The 15,681-nt window shown below is 60.4% G+C and carries 19 protein-coding genes; 5 read left to right on the forward strand and 14 right to left on the reverse strand.

The window, feature by feature from the left end; translation table 11 throughout:
• Positions 1 to 3: 3 nt before the first annotated feature.
• Positions 4 to 1,398, reverse strand: a complete 1,395-nt coding sequence (locus tag AC1DXO_RS12430; protein ID WP_476978468.1) for an ABC transporter permease — start codon at positions 1,396 to 1,398, stop codon at positions 4 to 6.
• Positions 1,391 to 2,332 (reverse strand): ABC transporter ATP-binding protein, encoded by a 942-nt coding sequence (locus AC1DXO_RS12435; protein ID WP_476978469.1) that lies wholly within the window; start codon positions 2,330 to 2,332, stop codon positions 1,391 to 1,393. Before AC1DXO_RS12435 ends, AC1DXO_RS12430 begins: the two co-directional genes overlap by 8 nt.
• 386 nt (positions 2,333 to 2,718) lie before the next feature.
• Here AC1DXO_RS12435 and AC1DXO_RS12440 point away from each other — a divergent pair, with 386 nt between their 5' ends.
• Together AC1DXO_RS12440 and AC1DXO_RS12445 are read left to right on the forward strand one after the other, a co-directional pair.
• The gene (locus AC1DXO_RS12440) at positions 2,719 to 3,090 is read left to right on the forward strand and encodes a hypothetical protein (protein ID WP_476978470.1); all 372 of its coding nucleotides are present in this window, start codon (positions 2,719 to 2,721) and stop codon (positions 3,088 to 3,090) included.
• A gap of 176 nt (positions 3,091 to 3,266) precedes the next feature.
• A complete protein-coding gene (locus AC1DXO_RS12445; protein WP_476978471.1) occupies positions 3,267 to 3,620 on the forward strand; it encodes a hypothetical protein in 354 nt (117 codons plus the stop codon).
• A gap of 260 nt (positions 3,621 to 3,880) precedes the next feature.
• On the opposite strand, the gene gatB is transcribed toward AC1DXO_RS12445, so the two are convergent.
• From gatB to gatC, 10 genes are all read right to left on the reverse strand, one after another.
• Positions 3,881 to 5,371, reverse strand: a complete 1,491-nt coding sequence (gatB, locus tag AC1DXO_RS12450) for an Asp-tRNA(Asn)/Glu-tRNA(Gln) amidotransferase subunit GatB (RefSeq protein WP_476978472.1) — start codon at positions 5,369 to 5,371, stop codon at positions 3,881 to 3,883.
• A gap of 114 nt (positions 5,372 to 5,485) precedes the next feature.
• Complete coding sequence (locus tag AC1DXO_RS12455) at positions 5,486 to 5,944, reverse strand: YMGG-like glycine zipper-containing protein (RefSeq protein WP_476978473.1); 459 nt, start codon at positions 5,942 to 5,944, stop codon at positions 5,486 to 5,488.
• Positions 5,945 to 6,021: 77 nt separating this feature from the next.
• On the reverse strand, positions 6,022 to 6,240 hold the full coding sequence (locus tag AC1DXO_RS12460; protein ID WP_476978474.1) for a hypothetical protein: 219 nt from the start codon (positions 6,238 to 6,240) through the stop codon (positions 6,022 to 6,024).
• A gap of 4 nt (positions 6,241 to 6,244) precedes the next feature.
• Complete coding sequence (locus AC1DXO_RS12465; protein WP_476978475.1) at positions 6,245 to 6,379, reverse strand: hypothetical protein; 135 nt, start codon at positions 6,377 to 6,379, stop codon at positions 6,245 to 6,247.
• A 111-nt stretch (positions 6,380 to 6,490) separates the two neighbouring features.
• A complete protein-coding gene (locus AC1DXO_RS12470; RefSeq protein ID WP_476978476.1) occupies positions 6,491 to 6,916 on the reverse strand; it encodes a RidA family protein in 426 nt (141 codons plus the stop codon).
• Between the two features lie 235 nt (positions 6,917 to 7,151).
• Positions 7,152 to 9,158, reverse strand: a complete 2,007-nt coding sequence (locus AC1DXO_RS12475; RefSeq protein ID WP_476978477.1) for an OPT family oligopeptide transporter — start codon at positions 9,156 to 9,158, stop codon at positions 7,152 to 7,154.
• A gap of 85 nt (positions 9,159 to 9,243) precedes the next feature.
• Positions 9,244 to 9,570, reverse strand: a complete 327-nt coding sequence (locus AC1DXO_RS12480; RefSeq protein WP_476978478.1) for a hypothetical protein — start codon at positions 9,568 to 9,570, stop codon at positions 9,244 to 9,246.
• A gap of 127 nt (positions 9,571 to 9,697) precedes the next feature.
• On the reverse strand, positions 9,698 to 10,108 hold the full coding sequence (locus AC1DXO_RS12485) for a hypothetical protein (protein WP_476978479.1): 411 nt from the start codon (positions 10,106 to 10,108) through the stop codon (positions 9,698 to 9,700).
• A 201-nt stretch (positions 10,109 to 10,309) separates the two neighbouring features.
• Complete coding sequence (gene gatA / locus AC1DXO_RS12490; RefSeq protein ID WP_476978480.1) at positions 10,310 to 11,794, reverse strand: Asp-tRNA(Asn)/Glu-tRNA(Gln) amidotransferase subunit GatA; 1,485 nt, start codon at positions 11,792 to 11,794, stop codon at positions 10,310 to 10,312.
• Positions 11,795 to 12,082 (reverse strand): Asp-tRNA(Asn)/Glu-tRNA(Gln) amidotransferase subunit GatC, encoded by a 288-nt coding sequence (gatC, locus tag AC1DXO_RS12495; protein ID WP_476978646.1) that lies wholly within the window; start codon positions 12,080 to 12,082, stop codon positions 11,795 to 11,797.
• 107 nt (positions 12,083 to 12,189) lie between these two features.
• Between gatC and AC1DXO_RS12500 the strand changes: the two genes are divergently transcribed.
• Entirely contained in the window at positions 12,190 to 12,474 is a 285-nt protein-coding gene (locus tag AC1DXO_RS12500) for a hypothetical protein (RefSeq protein ID WP_476978481.1), read from the forward strand.
• A gap of 453 nt (positions 12,475 to 12,927) precedes the next feature.
• Here the strand turns inward: AC1DXO_RS12500 and AC1DXO_RS12505 are convergent, their stop codons facing one another.
• The gene (locus AC1DXO_RS12505) at positions 12,928 to 13,311 is read right to left on the reverse strand and encodes a UrcA family protein (RefSeq protein ID WP_476978482.1); all 384 of its coding nucleotides are present in this window, start codon (positions 13,309 to 13,311) and stop codon (positions 12,928 to 12,930) included.
• 164 nt (positions 13,312 to 13,475) lie between these two features.
• On the reverse strand, positions 13,476 to 13,829 hold the full coding sequence (locus AC1DXO_RS12510; protein WP_476978483.1) for a UrcA family protein: 354 nt from the start codon (positions 13,827 to 13,829) through the stop codon (positions 13,476 to 13,478).
• Between the two features lie 263 nt (positions 13,830 to 14,092).
• Between AC1DXO_RS12510 and ruvX the strand changes: the two genes are divergently transcribed.
• The gene (gene ruvX, locus AC1DXO_RS12515) at positions 14,093 to 14,569 is read left to right on the forward strand and encodes a Holliday junction resolvase RuvX (RefSeq protein WP_476978484.1); all 477 of its coding nucleotides are present in this window, start codon (positions 14,093 to 14,095) and stop codon (positions 14,567 to 14,569) included.
• Between the two features lie 138 nt (positions 14,570 to 14,707).
• Complete coding sequence (locus AC1DXO_RS12520; RefSeq protein WP_476978485.1) at positions 14,708 to 15,679, forward strand: AEC family transporter; 972 nt, start codon at positions 14,708 to 14,710, stop codon at positions 15,677 to 15,679.
• Positions 15,680 to 15,681 lie beyond the last annotated feature (2 nt).

Raw genomic sequence — 15,681 nt, forward strand, 5'->3', positions numbered from 1 at the left:
CGCTTAAACCGATTTCCGGACGGCGATCTTGGCCAGCAGGCCCCAGCTCAGCTTCCCACCGGTAAGCGCCCCCTGCTTGAACGCGCGGCGACCAACCATAATCATACCGGTCGCCGCCAGCGCCATGCCGCCCAGCGTGACGACGATTTCCCACATCGGCAGCGGTTCGGCCAGGCGCAACGGCATCAGGAACGGCGCGAAGATCGGGACATAGGACAACCACTGGATCAGAGGCGACCCCGCGCCGGACGGCAGGAGCGCGGCCTGCATGGTCATCATCGGCACCATCAGGACGATCATGATCGGCCCCATAATGGCCTGGGCGTCCTTTTGTGTCTCGCAGAAGGCGCCGATGGCGGCGAAGGTGACGCCGAACATCAGGTAGCCGCCAATGAAGTAGGCGGCCAGCAGGGCAACGCGCTGCGGCGTGAACAGGCCCGACATGGCCAGCGACAGATTGTGCACCATATCGGACGGCATATATTGCGCGCCCATGCTGAAGGCGGCAAAGGCCGCCCCGCCCCAGATGGCGCCGACGGTTGCCAGGACGGCGGCCACGCCCAGAACCTTGCCGATCAGCAGGCTTTCGGTCGAGACCGAGGCAAGGAGCACTTCCAGCACCTTGCTGGCCTTTTCTTCGATCACCCCGCCCAGCAGGATCATGGATGAGGAAAAGATCGTCATCCACGAGATATAACCCATGATCGCGCCGATCATGCGCGGTGCATTGTCCCGGATCGCTTCGCCGAAACCGTCTGCATCGTTGTGTGGGCCGGGCACGGCGTCGCGCGGCGTCAGGCTCATGATCTGGGCGCGGGTTTCGCGCATGTCGTGAGCCAGGGCCGGGTCAATGCCGTGCATGCCGGCCATCTTGTAATACTGCCGGCCGTCCAGGTCCCAATACACCATGTCCTGCAGGCGATTACGCTGTTTCTGGGTCGACCAGATATGAAAATGCAGGATGTCGCCGTCGTCGTAGATGACAAGGATGGTGGTGGGCTGACCCGGCGCAGGCGATTCCATAAGCGCGGGAATCCGGTCCTCGGCGTCCTTCAGACTCATCCCCGGATTAAGAGCGGCCGGCAAGGGCACCAGTTGCGTGTCGTCCGGCTTGAACATGGCCTGGCCGACATTATGCATGAAGTCGGTATTGCGGCTGCCAGTCGGCGGCGGCGTGATCCTTTGCTGGATCAGGGCGCGCACCGGCGCCTCCTGTACCCCGGTCAGGTCCAGTATCGCCACGGACATGCGATCGACGGGCGCGGTCTGACGGATCAGTATCGGTACGGCGATGATGCAGCCGAAGATCAGCGGCGCCGTGACCAGGGACAACCAGAAACCAACTGTGCGGATAAAGGCGAGATACTCGCGGCGGGCGATCAGCAGGGTCTTACGCATGGTGATGGGTCTCCGGCTCGCCGCCCGTCAGGACGATAAAGGCGTCGTGCAGGCTGGGTTCGCGGGCTTCGAAGCGGCGCACGTCCAGGCCCTTGAGAAAGGCGGCTTTCAGCGCCTCATGCGCCGACCGTCCGGCCTCCAGTTCGCAGTGCCACAGGGGCACGTTATCGTCCGAGACACCCAGGTCGTGGGCCGACTTGATCCCCGGCAGGGCCATGATATCTGCCAGGGTCAGCACGCCTTCCAGTTCGAGGAATCGCGGTGCCGCGGCACGAGCGGCCTTCAGGGTACCTTCAAAGACCTTGCGGCCCTTTGTCAGCATGACGACGTTCTGGCACAAACGTTCGGCGTGCTGCATGACGTGAGTCGAGAACAGGACGGTAGCGCCGCGTTTCGCGATGTCGCGGATGATGGTTTCCAGACCCTGCTGATTGACTGGGTCGAGGCCGGAAAAGGGCTCGTCGAGAATGACCAGTTCCGGTTCGTGGACCAGGCAGGCGATCAGTTGCACCTTTTGCGACATACCCTTGCTGAGCGAACGGATAGGCGCGGTGACAAACCCACCCAGCCCTTGCGCCTCCATCATCTCCTGGGCCCGCTTTCGTGCCACCTGCGCTTTTACGCCCTTCAGGCCGGCGAGAAAGACGATAACGTCGATTGCCCGCATCTTGCGGTACAGGCCGCGCTCTTCGGGCAGGAAGCCGATTCGGTCCAAGGCCTGTTCGCCGGTCCCGCCGAGGACTGTGATACGCCCGGCCGATGGCGCCGAAAGGCCCAGAATCATCCGGACGGTCGAGGTCTTTCCGGCGCCATTGGGGCCCAGGAAGCCACAGATCGTGCCCTTGCCGACCTCGAAACTGAGGTCGTGCACAGCTCGGAAGTCGCCATAGGTCTTGGATACGCCCTCAAGACTGAGAGCCAGTTCGCCCGCCATCGTTCAGATGCCCCTGTAGAATTCCAGTCTTGTCGCTTGACCTTATAACCTGTCAGTAAAGCTTTAGGAATTAACAAACGCACGCGGTGTTTTTTCACCGCAACGCAGCAATCACCAAGGCTGGTCGGGCACCCATTTTGCGTTAAAACACCTATACTAACATTGAAATATAAGTAATATTCGTGAAATAAAAAACCGATGTGGTTTTGCAGTGCGTCATATTTGTGCCGGTTTTTGGCCACAAACGCCGGTCTAAATCCGCCCTGTGACGCGGCGGACATATCCCCCTGCCCCTGCGTCGCCCCTGCGCAGGTAAAGGCTACGGGAACGCAGAGGTCTATCTCATCCTCCCCATACTATCCTTTCATGACAAGGACACTGCCCACATGACCTCCTTTATCCGCATCGCCGCCGCTGTCGCCTTCGTTTCCGCCGTCGCAATCGTGCCGGTTCTGACCCAGGCCCAGGATGCCGCGCCCGCCGTGACTGATCCGGCCCCCGTGACCGATCCTGCACCCGCGATCGCGACCGCCGTGACCGATCCCACGGCCGCCACCGCGGTGGCCGACCCTGCCGCCGGCCAGGCCAGTTCGTCGTCTGAATCTTGTGTGACGGACAGCGCCAGCAGCAGCACCAGTGACAGCGCCTCGGCCTCATCGAGCGTCTCGTGTTCAGCCGAATCGTCCTGGTCCGACAGCACCTCGACCAGTGAAAGCACGTCGTCCAGCGAATCGACCTCGTCGGCGCCGGCCATGTAAGTCACAGACCTTAATTACTCGCGTAAACCATCAAGACTTGCCCCGGTCGCCTCTGGCCGGGGCCTTTTCTTTGCCGGATTCACATGGCGGTCGCGGCAGGTTCATCTGTACTGTTTACGATGCTCCGCGATAGCCTGCTGCGGTCTGCTGGGGTGGACTGCAACAAGGATTTCGACATGAAAGCCATGACATTTGCCACCGTAGCCGCGGTCGCCGCCCTTTCACTGGCCATGCAGCCAGCCAGCGCCGCCACCACCAAGGCCCGCCCTTCGGACGACCTGAACCGCCAGCAGCTGGCACAATATGAGCAGGACATGGCTAACCGTCAGTCAGGTCCGGTCGCGACCGCCCAGCCGACCGTTGTCTATGCTGAAAGCGACGCCCAGACGTCGGATGAGCCAATCCAGGTCCTGGTTGTCGGCCCAGCCCATACCGTGCGGGAAAGCAGTCCGCAGCCGGACAGAAGCCCGCAATCCGCGGGTCAGCCTTCGATCGAGACGCCCTACATCGCGATCGTACGCGCCCAATAGGCCGTTACCGCTGATGTCAAGTTCGGACAGTTCCGTTTTGCCATAGCTGACGTTTTTTTCACACAGATGTCGCAGATTTCACAGATGATTTCAGGGTAGCCGCGACCGTCGTGGAGCATGAAATTGGGAAGCGCTTCGCGCGTCGATCAACGCCTCAGTTCTCACGCGTCGGCGTCAATATGAGCCAGGCCATTTATCTTCATCTGCGACATCTGTGTAAAACCAAAACTCCGTTCAAACACACGACAGGCTGGGTTGCATCAAACTCCCAGCTTCGCCTTCAACAGCTCGTTGACGGTCGCGGGGTTGGCCTTGCCTTGAGTCGCCTTCATCACCTGGCCGACGAACCAGCCTAAAGCCTGCGGCTTGGTCGCGACCTCGGCCGCCTTGTCGGGATTGGCAGCGATGATGTCGTCAACGGCCTTCTCGATAGCGCCGGTGTCTGTCACCTGTTTCAAGCCATGCTTCTCGACGATCTCGGCCGGGGTCATAATTCCCTTTTCGTCCCACATGTGCTCGAAGACTGTCTTGGCGATCTTTGACGATATGGTGCCGTTCTCAATCAATTCCACCAAACCGGAAATGTGCTCGGGTGGCAAAGGGCTTTCGGCAATGTCGAGTCCGTCCTTGGTCAGGCGCGCCAGCAATTCGTTGGTGGTCCAGTTGGCGACCAGCTTGGCATCGCGGCCTTTCGCCGCCTGCTCGTAATAGTCGGCGCGCGCCTGATCGGAAATCAGCACGCCGGCGTCATAGGACGAAAGGCCGTACTGACTGACGAAGCGCGACTTCTTGTCGTCGGGCAGTTCGACCAGATGCTGGCGGATCTCCTCGATCCACGCCTCTTCCAACTCGACCGGCAACAGATCGGGGTCGGGGAAATAGCGGTAGTCGTGCGCTTCTTCCTTTGAACGCATCGAGCGAGTCTCGACCTTGACGGAGTCGAACAGGCGTGTCTCCTGCTTGATAGTGCCGCCTTCCTCAAGAATTCTGATTTGCTCGCGTGCCTCATATTCTATAGCTTGTTGCATGAAGCGGAACGAGTTGACATTCTTGATCTCGCAACGCGTGCCCAGCGGTTCACCGGGACGGCGGACCGAAACGTTGCAGTCGGCGCGCATATTGCCCTTTTCCATGTCGCCGTCGCAGGTGCCGAGATAGATCAGGATAGTTCTCAATTTTTTGAAATATGCAACAGCTTCGTCGGACGACCGGATGTCCGGCTTGGAGACGATCTCCATCAAGGCCGTACCGGCACGGTTCAGGTCGATATAGGTGGCGGTGGTGTCGAGGTCGTGAATCGACTTGCCTGCGTCCTGTTCCAAGTGCAGGCGTTCGATGCGCACGGTGATTGAGGTGCCGTCGTCACGCTCGACCAGGACCTCGCCCTCCCCAACGATGGGATGGAAAAGCTGGCTGATCTGATAGCCCTGCGGCAGGTCCGGATAGAAGTAGTTCTTGCGATCGAAGCGTGAGAAACGGTTGATCTGCGCCTTCAGACCCAGGCCTGTTCTGACCGCCTGCTCGACACAGAAACGGTTGAGTACGGGCAACATGCCGGGCATGGCGGCGTCGACCAAAGAGACCTGCTCATTGGGTCCGGCGCCAAAGCCGACGCGGGCGCCGGAAAACAGCTTGGTGTTCGACGCCACCTGGGCATGGACTTCCAGGCCGATGACGAGCTCCCAGAGGCCAGTCCGGCCCTGGATGAATTTGGCGGGTTCTGCGGGGCGAATATCGAGATCAGATGTCATGAGCCTGGATATAGCCGGAAAGCGGCGGCAGGCAAATGAGATTTCGTCAATTGCGGCCATAGAAATCAGGCGCGGACAACCTTTGTCCCCCGCGCCTGCCGCGAATGCCTGACCTTAGTGCGGGCTGTAGGGGACGTCCTTGCCCTTGTAACGGACATACAGGTCGACGCCTTCCGGGCGATCTTCGAAGAAGACCAGACGATAGCCGCGTTCGGCGGGGTTCGGATCGTAATAGGCCTTGCTGTAGACGTAGTAGCGGTCGCCGTCACAGACGACCTTTTCCTTGGAATTCTTGCCGATGACATAGCCGGCAACGCCACCAACAGCCGCGCCGATAGCCGCGCTCTTGGCCTTCTTGCCCTTCTTGCCGAAAATGGCGCCGGCGGCGCCACCAACAGCCGCGCCGATCAGCGCGTCCTTCTGGTCGTCCTTGGTCTTTTTGACGTAGCAATAGCCGTCATAGTCCGCCGTGTCGGCCGAAGCCGGTGCGGCCATGAGCAGAGTGCCTGACGCGGTCAGGGCTGCTGCGCCCAAAGCCAGTGCTGTGAGTTTGAGATGCGTGAAGCGAATCATGGAGATGTATCCCTAGCCGGAATGCGAAAACTGTAGCGATTTCGGATACCATTGCGGCAAGATGATGACAGCGGCGCTCAGTGGCGGCCCTGACGGGTATTGCTCCACACCGCCTGGGCGACGCCGACCAGAACCATCAGCGCGCCATACAGCGTCCAATGCCAGTCGCCCGCCATAAAACCGACCTGGAAGGCCAGGCCCGTGCCCTGCAACACCCATATTCCGCCGGCCGCCATCAGCAATAGACCCAGCAGGGTGCTGATAATGCGCATGATCAGGTTGAAGGCCTGACGCATGGCCTCAGGCCTTCTTGATGTTGTTAAGTGTCGCCTGCTGGCCCTTGGTGAAGCCGGCCACCGATACGGTTTCGATCTTGACCGGGGCCTTCTTGGGCTTGCGGACTTCCTTATTGCTCTTCTTTTGACCCTTGGCCATGACCGTATCCTTGTTCAGGTAAACCGGCGCGTCAGCCGCGGCGGAAAGACCTTATGGCAGGTTTTTTCACCCGGCGCGCGACATTTCTGGAGCCCCGCCCAGGGGTCGGACCTATTTCGTTTCCGGCACGTGGGCCCAGAATTCGACCTCGACGGTTGCGCCATAGGCGAGGCTGGAGACACCAAAAGCCGTCCGGACCGGCAGTTGCGCCGGGTGGAAATAGGTCTTGTAGAGGCGATTGAATTCGCCCCACTTGTCGATATCGGTCAGCATCACCGTCGTCTTGAAAATGTGCTCCAGGCCCAGGCCGTATTTTTTCAGGATGTCAGCCGTGTTGCTCATGATGAAGCGAACCTCGGACTCGAAGCCTTCGGCCAGCTTACCCTTTTCATCGAGTCCGATCATGGCCGACAGGTACAGCACATTGCCAACCTGCACGGCTTCCGAGAACGGCGAGCGCGGATGGGGATGCAGGTAATAGGTGATGCCGTCTGCAGGAATCGGGTTGATCTTGGGGCGGTTGTCTACGTTGCTCATACGGCTCTTCTAACCAGTTTCGGATGAATCGAAAAGGCCAAAAAGACCCGGTCAACGCGTCGTGACCCTATGCGAATACCAACCTGCACAGATACTGTTACATTAGGTGCAGGTTGGTATTCGCATTTTTTCAGCTCAAACGCCGCCGCACGGGCGGCCCCGATGGCTCCTCGCATAAGCTCGGGCGGGCGGTCGCCCTTGCCAAGTGCGATGAGTCACGTCATCGCACTTGGAATTACGCTTCGCGTTCGATCTTTTTTGCCTGCCCGGTCGACCAGATATAGAGGCCGATGACGATAGCCAGGCCGGCGCCCAGGGCAAAGAAGGTGCTGAACGGTTCCGGCATCTTGGCGATATGACGCGATATAATGTCGGGATCCTGGGTTACCGATACGACCGTGGCGAAGACGACATTGAGCAGGCTTTCGCCGACGATAAAACCCGAGGCGACCAGGACGCTAAGACGCGAAGCAATCTCCGCTCCCTTCATCTTGCGGATGGCGCGTTCGAACAACCAGCCCAGGACAGCGCCGACCACGACCGGCGCGGTCACCGACGGCGGCAGATAGATCGCCAGGCCGACACCCAGAGGCGGCAGGGCCAGCCGGCCCTTCGACGATCCGCGCAGGGCTTCATCGATGGCGACAAGCAGACAGCCGATCAGGGCGCCCGTAATCAGGAAGGGTGCCGGCAGATGGCCGCCGATGGCGCCCTTGGCCAGGGTGGAGATCAGGCCGGCCTGGGGGGCTTCGAGTTCGGCGCCCGGTTTCAACGCGACGTGGCCTACCTCCCCGGCAAAGCCGTAGACATCGTGCAGCATGTTCAGGGTCCACGGAATGACCGCCGCGCCGGCGATGACGCCGATGATCAGGGCGACCTGCTGTTTCCACGGCGTGGCGTCGACCAGCTGGCCGGTCTTCAGGTCTTGCAGATTGTCATTACCGATAACGGCGACGGCCAGGACCACGGTCGTGACCATCATACAGAAGGCGACCAGGGCCTGTTGGACGTTTTCGCCGGTCAGGTTGCGGCCGATCAGTCCGGCGATGACGGCGATACCCAATACGGTCAGGATGGCAACGCCGGATACAGGCGAATTCGACGCACCGATCAGGCCGGCCATGTAACCGCAGACGGCGGCAGCCAGCAGGCCGGCGATGATGATATAGGCGACGCCCGCTATAACCAGCGGCGTACCGATCGAGGACAGGACGCTGTCCGAACCCAGGAAGTCGGAGAGCAGCCAGCCGGCCGGCACCATGCTGATCAGGATGACCAGGCCGACGATCCACACCGGCAGGTCGTGTTCCGAACGCGGCAGGTCGATCAGGCCACCCTTGCGGGCGCGCTGCGCTTCCAGGGCCGACATCAGGCCCTGCCACACGGGGATGACCAGCTTGCCGATCGCCCACAGGGCCGCGATGCCGATGACACCGGCGCCGACAAAGCGCACCTCGGTCCCACGGATAAAGCCGGCACGCGCCGCCGCGCTTGCAAAAACCTGTTCAGGATGGGGATGGATGGTGGTCAGGATGGGCATCAATATGCCCCAGGCAATGAACAGGCCGGCGAACATGGCGATGCCGACCGTAATGCCCATCAGATGACCGGCCCCAACCAGGGCCAGCGAGCTTGAACCCGCCATGCCGGTGGCACCCGTCCCCTTGCCGAATTTGAAATAGGTGGCGATTTCGCCGGCCATCCAGGTCGAGACGGCGGCGCCGGCATAGATGGCCGAGCTGATGCTGCCCAGGATCACAGCCATCAAGCCGGCCGATCCTTCGGCAGCACCTTCGCGCGACGAGGTACCGACCTTGAGCACCTCGGCGGCGGCGGTGCCTTCCGGGTACGGCAGGTCCGAATTGGTGACCAGGGCACGGCGCAGCGGCATGGTGTACATGACGCCCAGCACGCCACCGATGGCGCAGGCCAGGAAGGTGGTGAAGAAGGGCAGCTTGGCCCACCAGCCGAGGATCAACAGGCCCGGCAGGGTGAAAACCACAGACGACAGGGTGCCCGCCGACGAGGCGATGGTCTGGACGATGTTGTTTTCCTGGATGGTTGCCGATCGGAAGGCCCGCAACAAGGCCATGGAGATGACCGCCGCCGGGATGGACGTGGCGAAGGTCAGGCCGACCTTGAGGCCCATATAGACCTGAGAGGCCGTAAAGAGCAGGGTGATCAGGACCCCCAGTATTATGCCGCGTGCGGTAATTTCCTTGGGGTGCGGGATCAGGCTCATCGGTTGCTCCGGTGTAGGCAATTTTTTGACGAATGTTTCGTGCGTAACGGCCGACTATAATATCGACTCTGTTTAACGCAACGAATTAATGCCGGATGTGGTCCAGCGTGTCCTTCAACTGCTTTTGCAACGCTTCGCCGCTATCGGGACGGACACGGCCGTCGACAAATATCTTGGATATAATATCCTTGTATTCCCGATAGTTACGCAGCTCATAGGCGGCCGCCATCTTGTCGGCCGTGGCGCCATCTGAGCGGGCCAACTGCTCCATGATCGCGTGGAAACGCTTATAGCGCTCATACCGGTTGCGCTCGGCCTGGACGGAAGCAAACCACAGGGCCGACCACGCAATCACGATTAGCGGCAGTACCAACAACCCCCACGCCATCATGTCCTGAGTGGTTTGCAACATCTCGCCACCATCTGCTTTCCGTATTTGCTATTTCGCGCCAGCCTAAACAAGAAAGCCTTGGCGGACCAAGGCTTTCGTGCGTCTGGGGTGTAAATTTTGCGCGATCTCACGCGTCCTTAGAAATAATTCAGGCCGCCGGCGCCGCCGAGCTCGTACCATCGTCCTGGAACACGCCGTCGCAAGTCGCCTGAAATTCTTCGAGGCTGGTTGTGCCCTTGGCGACCATATCCGGGAACAGGGCGTCGGCCTGCTGGATGTCATTGGCGACCTCCTCGTCGCTCTCCTGGCTGAATTCCTTGTAGACCTGGATCGCGAAGTCGCGCGAATTCTGGATCTTGCTCGTGTCGGAACCCGCCGGAGCCTTGGCCAGAACCATATCGTAGGTCGCGATACAGCCGATTGAAGCTGCCAGGACGTCTTCGGTGGAGGGTTCGTCACTGGAGGAAGACGAGGACGAGTCCTGCGCGTGCAGGGCACCACTACCGAAAAGGGCAGCAGCGGCTAGAAGAGAGGCGGCAGCCTTGATATAGGTTTTCATATGTTCTCAGGCCCTGCGCCTGCCTTTGGAGTGTCGGTTATCGACAAACTATTAGGTCCAACGGCAAGCGCAATACGAATCTGACCCCGGCGCCGGGATTAACCATTTTGTCACAGATACTGCGACATTTTCGCCGACTGGCTCCAATCGCGGCCCCGCCTGACAGGCCATCGCCATTGGCGGCCTGTCAGAACGTGGACCCTACCACCACTTCGACGGCCGGCTGGTGAAGCCCGCCGCCTTTTCGAGGGCCGCACCGATACTGAATACCGTACCCTCGTCCAGCGCCCGGCCTATGACCTGCAGGCCCAGCGGCAGGCCCTGGCTGTCGAGGCCTGCCGGTACGCTCATGCCCGGCAGGCCCGCCAGGTTGGTGGTGACGGTAAAGACGTCGTTCAGATACATGGCGACCGGATCGGCGGCCTTGGCCTGGTCACCCAGTTCGAACGCGGCCGACGGAGTTGCGGGTGTCAGTATGACGTCGCAGCTGTTCCAGGCATTGGTAAAGTCCTCGGCGATACGACGGCGAACCTTCAGCGCCTTGACATAGTAGGCGTCGTAGAAGCCGGCCGACAGCACGTAGGTGCCGATCATGATGCGGCGCTTGACCTCCTTGCCGAAGCCTTCCGAACGCGACAGTTCGTAAACATCGGTCAGGCCCAGCGCCTTGTCGGTGCGGTGGCCGTAACGCATGCCGTCATAACGCGCCAGGTTGGACGACGCTTCGGCCGGGGCAATAATATAGTAGCACGGCAGGGCATATTTGGTGTGCGGCAGGGATATACGGACGATCTCGGCGCCGGCGTCCTTCAGCCAGGCAATCCCCTGCTCCCACAAGGCATCGATCTCGGCCGGAATACCGTCCAGGCGGTATTCTTCGGGTATGCCGATGCGCAGGCCCTTCACCGACTTTTCCAGGAAGGACGAAAAATCGGGCACAGGCACGCTGAGTGAGGTCGAGTCCTTTGTGTCATGCGAACACATGGACTGCAGCATCAGGGCGGAGTCCGCCACGGTCTTGGTGATGGGACCCGCCTGGTCGAGCGAGGACGCGAACGCCACCATGCCATAACGCGAGCAGCGGCCATAGGTCGGCTTGATGCCGACCGTACCGGTGAAGGCGGCCGGCTGACGGATCGAACCGCCGGTATCGGACGCGGTTGCGGCCAGGCACAGATCGGCAGCGACCGCCGAAGCCGAACCACCCGACGAACCGCCAGGCGTCAGGGCGGCATTGGAGCCACGCGACTTCCACGGATTGGTTACAGGTCCCCAGCGCGACGTCTCGTTGGACGAGCCCATGGCGAATTCGTCCATGTTGAGCTTACCCAGCATGACTGCGCCGTCGTCCCACAGATTCTGGGTGACGGTCGATTCATAGGTCGGGACGAAATTGTCGAGAATGCCCGAACAGGCCGTCGTGCGGACTCCGGCCGTGCAGTACAGGTCCTTGATGCCGAGCGGCGCGCCTTCGAGACGTCCGCCCTCACCTTTTGCCAGCCTGGCGTCGGAGGACGCGGCCTGCCCGCGCGCCTTGTCGAAGGTGGTTGCGACATAGGCGTTCAGCGCCGGATTGGCAGCCTCGATGGCGCCGATAAAGGCTTCGGTCAGTTCGGCCGAGGAATATTGCTTCGACTTCAGACCGTCGACAGCCTCAGTCAGGCTCAGTTGCGTCAGGCTGGTCATTTATTCCACCACCTTCGGCACGATGAAGAAGCCGTCGACCGATTTCGGCGCATTGGCCACGACCTGAGCGACCTTGTCGCCGTCGCTGATCACGTCATCGCGCATCGGTGTCGGCTGCTCGACGGCGGTCGTCATCGGTTCGACGCCGGCGACGTCGACTTCATTCAACTGCTCGATCCAGCCCAGTATGCCGTTCAGTTCCCCGGCCAGCGCTTCGAGGCGCTCTTCCGGTTCGCGCAGGCGCGACAGGCTTGCCACTTTTTTGACGGTCGCCACATCAATGGCCATCATCGGACTCCTTAGATTCACGTGGAGTTCGGTTAGCGATTGAGGCGCGGCTTGGCAAGATATAAGTTGCGGCAGATCATGAACATCAGCCGCAGCAGGAGGCACGCATGAATCCGGATATATCGGCCACGGAGATCAAGTCAAATTTCGACGAATATACCGACGTGGCGATGTCGAAGCCGGTATTTTTCCAGCGGCCCAATGGCGACGGCCTCGTGATGCTGTCTTTCACCGAATACCAGCACCTCAAAGGTCACGACCGCCAGGTGATACTCACAAAGGATTTGAATGACGAGTTTATTGCCCTCCTCACGGCGAGCGAAGCTTCCGAGGAAAGCAAATCACTCGATTATTTAATGGAAGACGATATGGCTCCCCCCAAGAAGACTTGAAACACGAATGAACACGAATGAACACGAATAAGACGCTTGCTAACGCTGCGCGGGCTGGCAAATGCGACAGTTCCTGACCGTCAGCATTAGGTCTTGCTCAAGCACAGGCGCATGAAGGCGCTGCCGCGCGCAGCGCATTTCATGACATACGGCAACCGCAGACGGAGTAATATTAGGCTCCGACCGCTCAGGTCCGCCCGCGCCGCGTTAGCAAGCGTCTTATTCGTGCCTATTCGTGTTCATTCGTGTTTCAAAACTTCTCGTCGCTACAGGCCCAACAACCTGCGCCGCGCCGAAATTGACCGGGCGCTTCCCACCCTCCTCAATACCGTGCTGGCTCTGGCAGGCAATTGAAAATGACGGCAGGCCGCGTCCGGGGAGACGCGGCCTGTTTCAGGAATGGCTGAGCGGCTTGGAGGATGCGGAACCGCCGCTATTCCCTATGGGATGGCCCTATCGATCGTCACGCGCATAGGCGGGCGCGGTTGCGTCGCGGGAGATCGCGGCCAGATGGACGTGACGCAGGGGCTCGCTGTGCAGGTCATCGACCGCACCGCTGACCGCGTTGTCGATGCATTCCTCGTCCTGGACCAGCACCCAGTCCGGCGCTTCGCCGTCGACGTCACAAACTTCAACCGCCGCATTGCGCAGTTGGCTATAGACAGAGCGCGCACCGGCTTCGCTTTGCAGATCTGTATTGCGAATGGCGATGGTTTTGATCGCTTCACCGGCGCCGACACGAACAAGACGGCCCGGCGCGGGGGCTGCCTGGGTCGTGCCGCAGGCCAGGACAGAGACGGCGGCCAGCACGGCGGCCAAGGGGAGGAAGGTTTTCATTTCAGACTCCGAGTGAGGACTTTGGGCTCAGGGGAGGTTGAGCCCGCCTTGTGATTTGCAAATAACGCGAACATACTCTGGAATATTACAGCAGCCACTATCGCCTATACTTGCCGGCGACAAAGCAACGCGCACGACCACTCTGGGTAAGCGCGCCCGGTGGCTCAGCGACGGACGGCAGTGGTGCGGCCGGCGTCGGCCATCTGCGGAGCATCGCTCTCGCCGCGCGCAAAGGCCGTCAATTCCGGACGGTTGATCTGACGGACGGCATCGGTCAGAGCGTGGCTCTTGCACGACAGGCTGTCGAAGGCGCAGACCCGGGCCGAAGCGGCGCGAAGCTTGCTGTACAAGGCTTCCACCTGCTGGCGATCGTTGAAGTTGACGCGGCTGGTATCGACGATTTCCTGCGGCGCCTGGTTATCGCCAAGGGCAATCTCGTGGCTTTCGCCGGCCCAGGCGCCGGCGGCGGACAGGCTGGCAACAGTGACCAGGGCGATGGCGGTAAAGGTGCGGATCATGGGGTGTCTCCTCAAATGGGTTTTGGCTGCTTAGGCGCTGAAATCCGAATACAATAATCATTATTCAAATGCACGATGATTATTATTAAATCGGATCCATATATTACCATCATTTTAGACATTAACTTTAGGCAATGAATTAACATCTCGTAATTAATTCAAACACACCAATTCGCGCTTGATTACACTTGCAACCTTATCCGCCACTGCCTTTTTGCGCACATCTGGTTGACTCTTGCGGCGTCAGGCGGCAAACCGCGCCCATGGCCGTCATAGACATTACGGAACTGGCGGGGGCGCTTACGCCACGCCGCGCCCTGCTGGGGCTCGACCTGGGTGAAAAGACCATTGGCGTAGCCGTTTCCGACATATCGCTGACCCTGGCCTCCCCGCTTGAACTGATCCGCAAATCGAAGTTCACGCTCGAGGCCGAGCGGCTGTTCCATCTGATGAAGGTGCGCGAAGCCGATGGTCTGGTCATCGGCCTGCCGTTCAATATGGACGGCACCGAAGGCCCGCGCGCCCAGTCGTGCCGCGCCTTCGCCCGCAACCTGCTGCGCCTACGCGATCTTCCGATTGCCTTCTGGGACGAACGCTGGTCGTCGACGGCGATGAACCGCTTCCTGATCGAGGAGGCCGACCTGTCACGCGCCAAGCGCGCCGAAGTCATCGACCGCAACGCCGCAGCCTATATCCTCCAGGGCGCTTTGGACCGGATGCGAGACGCGTCCTATGGCTGAAGTTCGCAAGAAGGGGAATCCACAGATTACACCGATTACACAGATTAAGGTTTGCTGTGGTCCTCACCGGTCAGAGTTGCCGGCCAAATTTGTGAAGGCGCGAAGCGCGCTAAGAAATCTGTGTAATCGGTGTAATCTGTGGATCCCTTCACCACGGAAGAAGGTCTGTCCATGACCTTTGCCGCCATTCTCAACGGTATCGTCCCGGTCTTCCTGCTGATCACGCTGGGCTACGGCCTGAAGAAATCCGGCTTCCTGCCGCTGAATGTGTGGGGGCCGATCGAGAAGTTCGCGGTCTATGTCCTCTATCCGGGCTTTCTGATCCCGGCCATCTGGCACGCCGATCTCAGCGGTTTCGCCGCCGGTCCCGTCAGCCTGGGTGTGCTGGGTTCGGTCATTTTCGCGTCCGCCGTAGGGTTTGCGTTGAAGCCGTTCCTGAAACTCTCCGGCCCGACCTTTACCAGCGTTTTCCAGGGCCTGATGCGCTTCAACTCCTTCGTCTTCATTCCGGTCGCCGCCGGCATCTTCGGTGACCGTGCCAATGCCATAGCCGCGGTCGCCATCAGCGCATTGATTCCGGCCAGCAACATGATCTGTATCCTGGTCCTAGCGCGCTGGGGCGAGCCAGAGGGCGAGGTTCCGGAACGTACACCAGTGTGGATGGCCAAGACCCTGCTGACCAATCCCATCTTCGCGTCGTGCCTGATCGGGCTTTTCCTCAATTTCACACGTATTCCGTCAATCCCGTTTGCTGAAAAATCCCTGGCCATGCTGGGCCAGGCCGCCATCCCCACAGGCCTGATCCTCGCCGGCGCCGGCCTGTCGTTCAGCTATATCTATCGCCGGCCGATTCTGGTAAGCGCCGTGTCGTTGTTCAAAATTCTGGTCATGCCGATCCTCGCCTGGCAGATATGCCGCGTCTTCGGTGGCGATACCCTGGCCCAGGGCGTGGCCCTGGCCTGTGGCGCCGCGCCGTGCGCCGCTGCAGCCTATGTCCAGGCCCGGCACATGGGTGGCGACGCGCCGCTGATGGCCGGGATCGTGGCCATGACGACTTCCCTAAGCGCGGTCACCATGCCGCTGCTACTGTTCATCTTTCATTTGGGCTGACG

Source organism: Asticcacaulis sp. P2_C5, assembly GCF_056404555.1.